Origin of the sequence: Marivita sp. (assembly GCF_965656765.1) — a bacterium.
Taxonomy (GTDB): Bacteria; Pseudomonadota; Alphaproteobacteria; order Rhodobacterales; family Rhodobacteraceae; genus Marivita.
Genome location: NZ_CBFHLV010000001.1, coordinates 1 through 12,413, shown reverse-complemented (window position 1 = coordinate 12,413; position 12,413 = coordinate 1). Strand labels below are relative to the sequence as shown.

Annotated in this window: 11 protein-coding genes and 1 riboswitch; of the genes, 9 read left to right on the top strand and 2 right to left on the bottom strand. The window is 57.1% G+C overall.

Translation table 11 applies throughout. The features are described from left to right. Positions 1-35 precede the first annotated feature (35 nt). The 9 genes from dctP (at position 36) to ACTG4M_RS00015 (ending at position 8,688) form a co-directional block, all read left to right on the top strand. A complete protein-coding gene (gene dctP / locus ACTG4M_RS00055; RefSeq protein ID WP_439121585.1) occupies positions 36-1,049 on the top strand; it encodes a TRAP transporter substrate-binding protein DctP in 1,014 nt (337 codons plus the stop codon). 54 nt (positions 1,050-1,103) lie between these two features. Continuing rightward, positions 1,104-1,610, top strand: coding sequence for a TRAP transporter small permease (locus ACTG4M_RS00050; protein WP_439121749.1), 507 nt, complete (start codon positions 1,104-1,106; stop codon positions 1,608-1,610). After that, positions 1,610-2,920, top strand: coding sequence for a TRAP transporter large permease (locus ACTG4M_RS00045; RefSeq protein ID WP_439121584.1), 1,311 nt, complete (start codon positions 1,610-1,612; stop codon positions 2,918-2,920). Before ACTG4M_RS00050 ends, ACTG4M_RS00045 begins: the two co-directional genes overlap by 1 nt. A 186-nt stretch (positions 2,921-3,106) precedes the next feature. Continuing rightward, positions 3,107-4,531 (top strand): circularly permuted type 2 ATP-grasp protein, encoded by a 1,425-nt coding sequence (locus tag ACTG4M_RS00040; RefSeq protein ID WP_439121583.1) that lies wholly within the window; start codon positions 3,107-3,109, stop codon positions 4,529-4,531. A gap of 4 nt (positions 4,532-4,535) precedes the next feature. Then, positions 4,536-5,477, top strand: a complete 942-nt coding sequence (locus ACTG4M_RS00035) for an alpha-E domain-containing protein (protein WP_439121582.1) — start codon at positions 4,536-4,538, stop codon at positions 5,475-5,477. 21 nt (positions 5,478-5,498) lie between these two features. After that, positions 5,499-6,296, top strand: a complete 798-nt coding sequence (locus tag ACTG4M_RS00030; protein WP_439121581.1) for a transglutaminase family protein — start codon at positions 5,499-5,501, stop codon at positions 6,294-6,296. 10 nt (positions 6,297-6,306) lie between these two features. Continuing rightward, complete coding sequence (locus tag ACTG4M_RS00025; protein WP_439121580.1) at positions 6,307-7,047, top strand: peptidase; 741 nt, start codon at positions 6,307-6,309, stop codon at positions 7,045-7,047. A gap of 23 nt (positions 7,048-7,070) precedes the next feature. Further along, positions 7,071-8,024, top strand: a complete 954-nt coding sequence (locus ACTG4M_RS00020) for a carbohydrate kinase family protein (protein ID WP_439121579.1) — start codon at positions 7,071-7,073, stop codon at positions 8,022-8,024. 4 nt (positions 8,025-8,028) lie between these two features. Next, positions 8,029-8,688 carry a transaldolase family protein gene (locus ACTG4M_RS00015; RefSeq protein WP_439121578.1) on the top strand — a complete coding sequence of 220 codons (660 nt, stop codon included), beginning with the start codon at positions 8,029-8,031 and terminating at the stop codon, positions 8,686-8,688. Here ACTG4M_RS00015 and ACTG4M_RS00010 read toward each other — a convergent pair. Both ACTG4M_RS00010 and ACTG4M_RS00005 read right to left on the bottom strand, forming a co-directional pair. Then, on the bottom strand, positions 8,683-8,985 hold the full coding sequence (locus ACTG4M_RS00010; RefSeq protein ID WP_439121577.1) for a hypothetical protein: 303 nt from the start codon (positions 8,983-8,985) through the stop codon (positions 8,683-8,685). The genes ACTG4M_RS00015 and ACTG4M_RS00010 overlap by 6 nt on opposite strands. A gap of 99 nt (positions 8,986-9,084) precedes the next feature. Further along, positions 9,085-9,278, bottom strand: a riboswitch (cobalamin riboswitch). Positions 9,279-9,522: 244 nt separating this feature from the next. Further along, a partial coding sequence (locus tag ACTG4M_RS00005; protein WP_439121576.1) for a DUF4214 domain-containing protein occupies positions 9,523-12,413 on the bottom strand: 2,891 nt, incomplete at its 5' end.

Sequence of the window (12,413 nt, the reverse complement as noted above, 5' to 3'; positions counted from 1 at the left end):
CCATCACAGGCCGAAGGGTGTAGGAGGAACTATCTATGAATATCAATCTTTTGAAAGGCTGCGTGGCGGGTGGCGTCATGCTTGGGACAGTCGCCCAAGCGCAAGAGACCATCACAGCCGTGCACGCGTTTCCCGAAACGCTGATTTATACGCAAAGCTTTTTGTCCTTCGTCGATAAGGTGAACGAAGCGGGCGAAGGTGTGATCCAGATCGAAGTGCGCGGCGGCCCCGAGGCTATCGGCATGTTCCAGCAGCCGGACGCGGTGCGCGACGGGATCGTGGACATGGTTTACACGCCCGGATCGTTCTACGGCGGTGCGCTGCCAGAAAAAGACGCGCTTGTGGCGTCGAACCTGACGGCGGTTGAGACCCGTGAAAACGGCGGGATCGAAATGATCGATCAGATCCACCAGGAGCGCATGGGCCTCAAATACCTTGGCTGGTTCGATAGTGGTGTGTGCTACAACCTTTGGACGCGTGATGAGCCGTCGTTTGACGACGCAGGAAACCTCGAAGTGGACGGCCTGCGCCTGCGCGGTAACGCCGTGTATAACGCGTTCTTCACCAACTATCTCGAAGCACAGGTGATCGACCTGCCAACCGGCGAAGTTTATTCCGCGCTTCAGAACGGTGTTGTGGATGCAACGGGCTGGACGCAGATCGGCCTGATCGACCTCAAGTGGAACGAGTTCCTGAACTACCGGATCGAACCCTGCTTTTTCTCGACTGACCTGGGCGTGATTGTAAATCTCGACACTTGGGAAGGTCTGAGCGACGAGGCCAAGACGATCCTGCAGGACACTGCGATCCAGCACGAGATTGACAGCGTAAATGCGCTACGCAGCAAGCGCGACGAGGATTTCGCCGCATTGGACGCAGCTGGCATGAAGGTCGTCGAACTTGAGGGTGATGCCAAAGCGAATTACCTTTCAGCCGCACGCGAAACCACATGGGCGCGGATGAAAGAGCTTATGGAAGCAGAGCCGACTTCGGTGGCCGGGTATGATGACTTGATCGGCAAATTCTACGATCCCGCAGCGGACAACTAAGAACATCGGGCCGGGGGCGTACCCCGGCCCATTTCATATTGAATGGAATCCCTCATGCGCGCCGCGATCCGCGTCTATGACGTTTTGCTCCACACTATGGCTTTCATCGCTGCTGTGACCTTGGTCTGGCTAATGGTGTCTGTTGTGGTGTCAGTACTGATGCGCAATCTTGGACTTCAGCCATTTGCATGGCTGTTCACGTCTGCCGAATACGGCATTCTTTATATGACTATGCTTGGTGCGCCGTGGCTGGTGCGTGAAAAAGGGCATGTGCATATCGAATTGGTGACAGCCGCTTTGCCATCGTCGCTGCGCCGTGTGGTAAGCCGGTTTGTCGCGCTGTCTTGCGTGGTCGTGTGTCTGATCCTGGCATGGTACGGCTTGCAGCTTTTCCTGACGAATATCGAACGCAACAACTATGATGTGCGCGCCTACTACTATCCCCGGTGGCTGCTGACGATCACCTTCCCCATCGCGTTTTCCGTGATGGCAATCGAATTTGCCCGCTTTGTCTTTGGGGCGGAACTCATGCACTCCGGCGAAGCAGGGATCCACGAATAATGGAATGGTTCGAAGCGCTCGGGCTGCTGGTTGGCAGCATCATGTTCCTGATGGCGCTGGGCATGCCCGTCGCGCTTGCGTTCTTGGCGGCGAACATCATCGGTGCATGGGTGTTCATGGGTGGTGACCGTGGAGTTGTGGCGCTGCTCAACAATGGTTGGGGTGCGTTGACAATTTTTGCGCTGGTGCCGATCCCGCTATTTCTGCTGATGGGTGAGATCTTCTTCCAGACGGGGTTGGGCAGCCGAATGTTCTCGGCCATCGACAAATTGCTCGGGCGGCTTCCCGGGCGTTTGAGCTATGTCACTGTTTTGGGCGGCACCGGGTTTTCCACACTTTCTGGATCTTCAATGGGCTCGACCGCTCTTTTGGGATCATTGATGGTGCCCGAAATGAACCGGCGCGGCTACAAGAGCCATATGTCCATTGGGCCGATCCTCGGCACTGGAGGCTTGGCCATCATCATCCCGCCGTCCGCGCTTGCCGTGCTGCTGGCCACCTTGGCCAAGATTGATGTCGGCGCGTTGCTCATTGCAGGCGTGATACCGGGGTTGATCCTCGCCACGTTCTACATTGCGACGATCTATGTTCAGACACGTATCGACCCTAATGCGGCCCCGGCATACGATGTGGAACCCATGACCACAGCGGAAAAGCTGGGTATCCTCATGCGCGACGTGGTGCCGATGATTGGTCTCATGGTTGCTATCGTGATCATGATGATCAACGGCATTGTCACCCCGTCCGAGGCCGCCGCATTCGGCGCGTTGGGCGTGTTGATCCTTGCCGCCTTTTATCGCTGTCTGACTTGGGAGTCGGTCAAGAAATCGGTGCGGGGCGCGCTGCGGGTGACCCTTATGGCCTATCTCATTGTGTTCGGGTCCGCGACGTTCAGCCAGCTGCTGGCATTTTCTGGCGCATCGCGGGGCTTGATCAACTGGGCCACCGGGTTCGATCTGGACCCGACGCTGATGCTTTTGGTGATGTTTGGTGTGCTGCTGGTGCTTGGCATGTTCATGGAGCAAATCTCGATCATGCTCTTGACCGTTCCAATCTTCTTTCCACTGGCTGCGACGCTGGGCTTTGATCCGATCTGGTTTGGCTTGATCATGCTTCTCGCGCTTGAAATCAGCTTTACGACGCCGCCTTTCGGATTGCTGTTGTTCGTGATGAAAGGCGTCGCCCCGCCAGAAACCACCATGCGCGAGATTTACCGGGCGGCGATCCCGTTTATCCTGTGTTCTTTGATGGTTGTGGCGTTGCTGATCCTGTTCCCGTTCCTCGCAACTTGGTTGCCGGGTATCGGTTAAGAGACTGCGGGACACTTGCCCGCTCTACCGTTCGGGGTGCGGTTGCAAGGGCATCAGTATTTTGGGTGAGGTCAAAGGCTTGAAGTTTCGCCTTAAAAGTGGGCGTTTTGCAATTTTTTTAGGCGTTAAGCTTCTGTTAACTCTTCTTCGGCTTGCGTGTCTCCCGGTGTTGCGCAACCGTATCTTATGTCTGATGAGTGTATCTTCGATGAGATGTGGGGCCGTGATGAGCGTATTCGCGCGCCATATCAGAAATATTTCGATTGGTTTGATCAGGAAGATCCCAAGCGATTAAGGGCCAAGAATCGCGAAGCAGAAGATCTGTTTCGCCTCACGGGCATCACCTTTAATGTCTATGGCCGGTCCGAGGCCGAGGAACGTCTGATCCCGTTCGATATCATTCCCCGGATCATCTCGGCTTCGGAATGGGCCAAGCTGTCACGTGGCATTGAGCAGCGCGTGCGCGCGATCAATGCGTTTTTGCATGACATTTATCACACCCAAGAGATCATCAAGGCAGGCCGCATTCCTCGTGAAATGATCGCCCAGAACGAAGCTTTCCTGCCTAAGATGATCGGGGTTGATGTGCCTGGTGGCGTCTATACGCACATTGTTGGTATCGATCTTGTCTGTACCGGGCCGGGTGAATTTTACGTGTTGGAAGACAACGCCCGAACGCCATCTGGCGTGAGCTATATGCTCGAAAATCGGGAAACTATGTTGCAAATGTTCCCCGAACTTTTCTCGAAGAACCGGGTCCAACCGGTTCAACAATACCCGATCGATCTGCGCCGGTCGCTTGCGGCTTGTTCGCCCAACATGGCGCAATCTGATCCGACGGTCGCGGTTCTGACGCCAGGTATCTACAACTCCGCCTATTTCGAACACGCGTTTCTTGCCGACCAGATGGGCGTTGAACTTGTTGAGGGGCACGACCTGCGGGTGATTGATGGGCGTGTCGCGATGCGCACGACACACGGATACAAACCCATCGATGTGCTTTATCGCCGTGTCGATGATGATTTCCTTGATCCGTTGAACTTCAACCCAGACAGCCAATTGGGTGTGCCGGGCATCATGGATGTCTACCGCGCCGGTGGCATTACCATCGCCAACGCGCCTGGGACCGGCATCTCAGACGACAAAGCAATCTATTCTTACATGCCGGAGATTGTGGAGTTTTACACTGGCGAACGGCCTTTGCTTCAGAACGTGCCAACTTGGCGCTGTTCGGAACCAGACTCTTTGGCATATGTGCTCGACAACCTTGAAGATCTTGTGGTGAAAGAGGTCCACGGATCCGGTGGATACGGCATGTTGATTGGCCCAACGGCCACCAAGAAAGACATTGCCGCCTTCCGCCGAAAGCTCAAAGCGCGGCCCAAGAATTATATCGCGCAGCCGACACTTAGCCTGTCCACGGTTCCGATCTTTGCCAAGTCTGGACTGACTCCGCGCCATGTCGATCTAAGACCGTATGTCCTTGTCAGTCCGGATGGCATCAAGATCACACCCGGTGGTCTGACGCGGGTCGCTCTTAAGAAAGGCTCGTTGGTCGTGAACTCGTCGCAAGGTGGTGGCACGAAAGACACCTGGGTGCTGGAGGAATAGCGACGTGCTGGGAAAAACCGCAAATGGCCTCTTCTGGATGTATCGCTACATGGAGAGGGCCGAAAACACCGCCCGATTGATTGAAACAGGACAGCGCATCGCGTTGACGAGGCTGAACCAAACTGACGAGGAATGGCTGTCGGTGTTGAAATCCGCTGATTGTCTTGAGGGGTTCAAAGCCACACATGACGAAGTATCGCGCGATTTTGCTGTCGACTGGATGCTGCGCAGCAAAGACAATCCATCCTCTGTGGTGTCCAGCGTCAACGCTGCCCGCCAAAACGCCCGTCTGGTGCGCACGGCGATCACCGGCGATGTCTGGGAGGCCGTGAATTCAGCATATATGGCATTGAAAAAAGCGCTGTCTCGCAAGGTGTCAGAACGTGATCTGCCCGGCGTGCTCCGCCTGATCCGGCACCATGCGGCATTGGTGCGCGGCGTGACCCACGGCACGATGCTGCGCAACGATATCTATGATTTCGCGCGGTTGGGTACGTTTATGGAACGTGCCGACAACACAGCGCGTATTCTTGATGTGAAATACTACGTGCTCCTCCCATCGGCCCGGGCCGTCGGGACGTCATTGGACAATGTGCAATGGGAATCGATCCTACGCTCTGTGTCGGCCCGTGGTGGGTTTCGCATGGAATACGGTGCCGGCGGTGGTCCCCGGCAAATCGCGGACTTTCTGATCCTCGACAAACGTATGCCCCGGTCACTGGCGTTTTGTGCAAGCAAACTTTGCGACAATCTTGGCTATCTTGCCAATGGCGACGATGTTGGGGCTGGTGCACGTGAAAAGGTAGGCGCATTGGAAAACGGGCTATTGTCGCAAAACATTGACGATATCTTTGAATTTGGCCTGCATGAATTTTTGCAGAAGACACTAAAAGAGCTCAGCGGAATATCCCGCCAGATCGAACAGGATTTCAGGTTTTATGCATAGGTTTAAACATGATCGCCCGGCATGCGCCTGAAGATCGAACACACCACGGTTTACCGCTTTGAAGAGCCGGTCATCTATGGCCTGCAGCAGCTGCGTAAGACACCGAAATCATCTTATAATCAATCGGTTGTGTCTTGGGAGACGCGCATTGAAGGTGGCCGCAAAGAGGTTGCGTTCGAAGATCAGCATCACAACACAACTGAACTGATCAGCTTTGATCCAAACACGACCGAGCTTTCGGTCACGAGTGAGGGCGAGGTTGATATCGTGGACAATGCAGGCGTTTTGGGGCCGCATCACGGCATCGCGCCCTTGTGGCTCTATGACCTGACCACCCCGCGAACAGAACCAGGGCCGGGCACGCGCGCTTTGATAAAAGGTATGGAAGCATTGCCGGGCATTCCCGAACTACATGCCTTGTCAGACCGTATTCGAGACGCGGTGGCCTATACGCTGGGTGCGTCCGAGCCCTTTTGGACGGCTGAGGATGCAATAACAGCGGGCAAGGGTGTCTGTCAGGATCATTCCCAGATTTTCATCACCTGCGCACGGGCGCTCGGGATGCCGGCGCGATATGTCAGCGGCTATCTGATGCTGAATGAAACAACGACGCAGGACGCGATGCACGCCTGGGCCGAAGTTCATGTCAAAGGGCTGGGCTGGGTCGGTTTCGACGTGTCGAACGGTGTCTCGCCGGATACACGTTACGTCCGTGTTGCAACAGGGCTGGACTATTCCGACGCAGCACCGATATCTGGTACCCGTATCGGAGGTGCAAACGAAGAGTTGCACGTTCGCATAAACGTGGTTCAGCAATAAAGGCGTCTCAGTGACATATTGCGTTGGAATGATGCTGCGCGACGGGTTGGTCTTCATGTCGGACACCCGCACCAATGCCGGTTTGGACAATATCTCGACATTCAAAAAGATGACGATCTGGGAAGAACCCGGTGATCGGGTGATGACGCTCATGTCGGCTGGCAATCTTGCAACGACCCAGGCTGTGGTCAGCCTTTTGGACGAACGCAGCAAACTGCCCGAAGAACGGACGTCTTCGCTGATGAAAGCCCCGTCAATGTTTCAGGCGGCGTGTATGGTCGGTGACACATTACGTGAGGTGATCAAGGACCTCAAAGAAGGAGGGCAACGCGCCGATAGTGGGTTTGACGCGACCCTCATGCTTGGAGGCCAGATCGCTGGCAGCCCACCGCGCCTTTTTCTGATCTACCCCGAGGGCAATTTCATCGAAGCCGGTGATGACACGCCGTTCTTTCAGATCGGTGAGATCAAATATGGTCGCCCGATCCTTGTGCGCGCCTACGATCCAAAGCTTAACTTTGCCGACGCACTCAAGTTGTTGCTGGTCAGTTTCGACTCTACACTCAAGGCGAATTTGTCAGTTGGCGCGCCACTTGATTACTTCTGCTACCATACCGACAGTTTGGAAAAGAAATATGTCGGACGCGTCGAAGCCGACAATGCTGAGTTTCAGTCGATCTCGACTCAGTGGGGCAATGCCCTTAAGCAAGCGCTGGACACGTTGCCGAACGTGAATTTGAACACGAACTGACCACAAAAACCGAAAGTCCCGTTATGCCAGCAAGCCCCGTTATCTGCGTCGGCGGTGAGAATCTTATTGATCATGTCACCCGCGACGGAAAAGTGTCAGCCCTTGCCGGCGGGTCACCGTTCAATGTGGCGATGGCTTTGGGGCGTCAGACAGCCGATGTGCGATACCTCACTCCCATTTCCACCGACAGTTGGGGTGATATTCTGGCCGAAACATTGGTGACATCTGGTGTGACGCTGAGTGGCGGACGTGTTGATGCACCAACCACCATCGCTCGCGTGACAGTCACCGACGGTATCCCATCCTACGTGTTCGAACGTGACGGCACCGCCGAACGTGCTGTGACAGCCCAATCCCTAGCCGCCGCAATGCCGTCTGATACCGCCGCGCTACACACCGGTTCGCTGGCTCTCACCGATGGCGAGGATGCGGACGTGTGGGAATCCACCTGCAACGGCGCCTATGACGCAGGCATTTTGGTGTCATTGGACCCAAATGTGCGCTTGTCCGTGATCACCGATATCGAAACTTACCGCGCGCGTATCTTTCGCATGATGCAAGCGACCCATGTTCTCAAACTCAGCGATGAGGATCTGGAGGGATTGTGTCCCGACATGCCTCAAATTGAAGCACTTGATCTGGTTCGCAAAAAGACATCTGCAGCGCTTGTCGTGATGACCAAGGGACCAGATGGTGCAAGCGCTTGGTGTGGTGATCTTGAGATCAACATCCCTGCACCACCCGTACCTGGATTGATCGACACCGTTGGGGCCGGGGATACGTTTATGGCCACGCTTTTGTCCGGCCTTTCCCGGATCGACGCACTGTCCCCGGATGCTTTAATTGCGCTCAATGCGGCCAAACTCGAGACCCTGATACGCCGCGCGGGGCTGGCCGCCGCCATCAATTGCAGCCGTGCAGGATGCAACCCGCCAACTCTTCAAGAACTCGACACAGCGATGTCTGCTGCCATTTGATCTGATGGATCTCTACCTCGACACTGCAGAGGATGCCGCGTGGCAAGACCTGATGCCAACGGGTCTATTCAAAGGTATCACGACGAACCCTTTACTCGCCCACCGCGCCGGGCTGACCTATCCTGACATTGACTGGACGACGAAGGCCAGACAGGCGCGTGATCTTGGCGCACATGAATTGCACGCACAGGTGTTTGGCCCGGTCGAAAGTTATGTGGATTGGGCTGATAAACTCTATGAGGCGGGGTCAAAGGCTGGTCTGCGCACAGTCGTCAAAATTCCCATGACGCCCGAGGGCATCCGTTCAGTCCCTGTGATCAAGTCACTGGATGGTCCGATCCTGATGACAGCGATCTATCACCCAAAACAGATCTTCGTGGCCAAAGCGCTCAACGCCGACTTTGCCGCCCCCTATTTCGGGCGCATGGACGAAGCGGGTTTGCCTGCCTTGGACATGCTCGAACAGATGAATGTAATCGCAGATGGGCATCCGCGAATTCTTGTCGCGTCGCTGCGCAGTGCCGACCAGATGCTCGCGCTCGCGACCCGAGGTCTCGATTGTTTTACGCTGTCACCCGACATTGCGCGCAGTCTGCTGTCAGATCCCCTGACCCAAGAGGCCGCCGCAGCGTTTGAAGCTGCGGCAAGCAACACAGGCTTATAGCGACAACCGCCGTTCTTTAGCGCCTCCGCGCCGCCGGGGTGCGGGCAATGCCAGATCCAACGGTGTCAGCGGTGCATCCAGCGACGCCTTCAACAACGCGCAAAACTCCGCCACCGCCGGATCGGTATCTCGAAAGGGGGTTGCGGCCATATACGCACACGTTGCTTCGGTCAGATAGCACGCCCGCGCAGGAAGCCCGCCCAGCCATTGCATATACCCCAACTGCCCAATTTCGCGCACCCGCTCTGGCGTGCTGGGATTGACCTGAAGCTGGGTCAAGGTTCGTTCAATAGACATAATGCGCCCTCCGCGCTGGGGCGGGTCGCATAGAGGCCGTGCTCATGAATTGTGCTAAGGGGCACAAGGCAGATCGACCTCCGGTGCACCCCGCCCGGGTTCAGTTCTTTGGCGATGGCAGGTCTCCTGACTCGCGGCTCAACGTGCGGTTCGCACCTTCCCAGGCAGTTTGGCCCAGTGGTTTTGCGCGAAGCACTTACCGCTCACAGTTGCGGGGGCAGTCACGGAATTTCACCGCATTCCCTATTCGGCTGACGCGTGACACGCCAACCACCATCACCAAAGCTGTCTCAGAAGCGGCGATTCCAATCAATTGAATTTACGGAAATAGGTCCAATTCGACGCATCTTATGGGGTGAAGAGTGTTTGTTAAGATCTCGGTGCCAAAACGGGGCGGTCTTTGGGCGCGTTGGCCCAGATTGCTAGAAAAGGCGCCTCGGTCCGATGTGCACAGCCCTGACGATTCTACAGCTCTTTTACTTTCTTTTGCGGAAGGCGCGTATCTCTGCCCTCCGCAGGACTGTGCCGATTGGGATGTCACAGTTCAAAGGGCGTGTCGGACATACCGACAATCTGCATCAAGAATCCATCGTCCCTCCCATCCATAATATCCGCATAAAACGCATCGCTCTGCGCCATGCCAGCTGCAAGGCTCGGCGCAGACCCGTCAAATCCTTGCATTACACTGTTGGCGTTTTGCAAATCAGACATGCCCAATGTCACGGAAAAATGCCCACCCAAGGCAACCTTGCTGGCCAGATAGGCGGCATCCGCAGGGTCGCCCGTCGCCGCTTTTGCCCCCGCCAGAATGGCCTGAATAAAATTCGACGGTGGCATAGCAGTGCCGTCACCCAGAACGTCGAGCCAATAGTCTATACCGGCAGGATCCGGCGCGCGTCCCAATACATTCTGATAGACTGCGGTCACAAAGGACGGCATGTCGTCCAAATCGCTATAGAGCGCGCGGGTTTCAGGCTGATCAAAGAAATAAGCAGCGATTTCATCAAGTTTCAGCCCGCTCGCCATTTGATCTCCCCAGAAAAACAACCCGATCGCATCCGGGGCGCGGTTGAAATAGGCAATGTAAAGTTCGGTCAACGCCATCATCGACGCAGCGTCCAGATCACGCATCCCATCGAACATGCCAATCGACAGGCCCGTCGTGTCGAACGGCTGCACTTCCCGGCCAAAATCGATCTGTTCGACGTTCGACAATCGCAAAACCTCCGCGTCGGTCGCGTGGTTCTTGATCAGCGTCGCGTTATCCGTGAACCGCAACGAAAAGGACGCTTGGTCGCCATGTATGACCAACGTGTCGAACCCCGCACCACCATTGATCGATCCGCTGACGGCGTCGACTTCAATACGATCGTCGCCCTGCGTTGCTCCCGTAGTGTCGGTGAACGCCTGCCGATCACTGGACGACTCGCCCCCGTACTGCCCGTCGCCGGCAGGGTCGGACCTTTCAGAGAACGGATTGATCAACGGGGCAGGCAGCTCGAGATTGGCCTCCCTGGCGATCCACTGTGTGATTTGAGTGTAGTTTTGAGCGACGTCTTTGTGGACGGAGCTTGGGATTGTGATGTTTTGCGGGGCTTGGGAGCCGTAGAGTGTTGTGTAGTGGATGGTTGCGGCGAGGAAGTTGAGAGTGGGTGTGCCGTGGCCGTTATCGTCGAGGAAGAGGTCTTGTGCGGTCAGGTCACCAAGGCCGAGGGCGGGTGTGTCGAGCATCTCGGCCACCTGTGTGCCGACGCTGATCAGGCGCACGTCCAGATCGGGGCGGGCCTGTTGGATCATGTCTGACAGGGACACCCACCAGTCATGCCAGTCGGTGGTCATGAAGTTGGTCCAGGCGGCGAACTGTGCCTGCGTCGGTGGGAAGCTGTCGATAAAGCCGCCCATGTCGGGCCATGTTTCGAAGATGTTGATCGCGGCTCCGGGCGCGCGGGCCTGGGTCCAATCGATGATCTGCAGCGCGGCCGCGAGCGGCGAGGTGCCGGGTTCGTGCCAGTATGGGCTGTCGGGAGATTGGTCCTGCACAAAGTTCACAGCCGAGATCGTGATCTGGTTGAACCCGGCATCGGCAAAGCTTTGGCCGGTATCGGGGTCCCAGGCCTCATCGACACCATCGACCAACAGATGCGGGTTTGGCGGCAGGTCATCATGCCGGGTCAGCATGCCGGTCTGGATCGATGTGGCATAGCTGGTGCCGGCGGCATCAGCGAGGCTGTCTACCCAATGGGCCACCGACAGTTCGGGGTCCCCGACACCCCAGGCAAAGAGATCGTTGCCGAACACGTATTCGCGCACCGCATCGGTCACTGCCGGGGCCGGTGTCGGCGTGGGCGTTGGGGCCGGTGTCGGCGTTGGTGTCGGTTCCGGCTGGGTCTCTGGCTCGGGCTCTGGGGCCGGTGTCGGCACAGGAGTGGGTGTGGGGGCCGGCGCATTCTCTGCCGCGTCGTCCTCCTCATTGGGTGCAGGCTCCGGAGCGGGGCCAACATCAAACGATGCATTGCCCTCGATCCCATCCTTCATCGACGCAGGCGCGGGATGGCTTTCCATGAACGTCACCACGGCGTCGTGACGCGCGGTGCTGTCCTCCAGATGGCGCAGCGATCCCCAGCTGCCCCATTGGCTGGACCCTGCGACATCGACGAAGGCATTGAAGAGCGTGCCGCCTGCGGCCTCCCACCCCTCGAGCAGCTCGGTATAAAGCTGCCCCATCCCGTCGGAATAGTTGAGATGGGCAAAAAACTCGGTGAGCACCTCATTGCTGACCCACTGGCCAATGCCGACCACATGGGTGCCGCCCTCGTACATCACCAGGTCAAGCCCATGCGCATCGGCCACCGACTTGTGATAGGCGAAGAGATCGAACAGACCCTGCAGGCTGTCCCCGGCATTGCCGGTGACCGAGCCATCGCGCAGTTCGCGCACCGCAAGGTCTTCGGCCAGATCAAACCGATGTTCGGCGAAATAGGCATTGGCCGCGGCCCCGCTGAGCCCTTGTGCCGCCGCGTCCTGACGGGCCTGGGCCTCACTGCGGGCGATCCATTCCAGAACCGCGGGGGCCTTTTCGTCGGTGCCCAGGCTGTTGCCGAAATAGCCGGTGATCGCATAGGTGTCGAAGGACAGGTAGGGCGCGTCATTCGCCGGGCTCAGGGCCTGCCAGGCCGGGGCCTCGAGCGCGGGTTCTTCCAGACCGGGCCAGTAGGTGTGGGTCGCGATGACCTTGACCAACCGGTCTTCGGCCCCGGCATAAACGCTGTCGAGCACCTGTGCCATCTCGGCCGAACGTGCGCCGTATTCCTGCATCCAGCCGTCACCCAGATCCTGTCCAAACCGCTCTTGCGCGGAGTCAGCGGCATCGCGGGCCTGGCCGAACATCCAGTTCCAGACCTCGTTGGACATCTCGATATGGGCGCGCA

Excerpts from the sequence above, each read along its gene's own strand:
- ACTG4M_RS00040 (WP_439121583.1), top strand. The coding sequence starts at position 3,107 with ATGTCTGATGAGTGTATCTTCGATGAGATGTGGGGCCGTGATGAGCGT.
- ACTG4M_RS00030 (WP_439121581.1), top strand. The coding sequence starts at position 5,499 with ATGCGCCTGAAGATCGAACACACCACGGTTTACCGCTTTGAAGAGCCG.
- ACTG4M_RS00015 (WP_439121578.1), top strand. The coding sequence starts at position 8,029 with ATGGATCTCTACCTCGACACTGCAGAGGATGCCGCGTGGCAAGACCTG.
- ACTG4M_RS00010 (WP_439121577.1), bottom strand. The coding sequence starts at position 8,985 with ATGTCTATTGAACGAACCTTGACCCAGCTTCAGGTCAATCCCAGCACG.
- ACTG4M_RS00045 (WP_439121584.1), top strand. The coding sequence starts at position 1,610 with ATGGAATGGTTCGAAGCGCTCGGGCTGCTGGTTGGCAGCATCATGTTC.
- ACTG4M_RS00050 (WP_439121749.1), top strand. The coding sequence starts at position 1,104 with ATGCGCGCCGCGATCCGCGTCTATGACGTTTTGCTCCACACTATGGCT.
- dctP (WP_439121585.1), top strand. The coding sequence starts at position 36 with ATGAATATCAATCTTTTGAAAGGCTGCGTGGCGGGTGGCGTCATGCTT.
- ACTG4M_RS00020 (WP_439121579.1), top strand. The coding sequence starts at position 7,071 with ATGCCAGCAAGCCCCGTTATCTGCGTCGGCGGTGAGAATCTTATTGAT.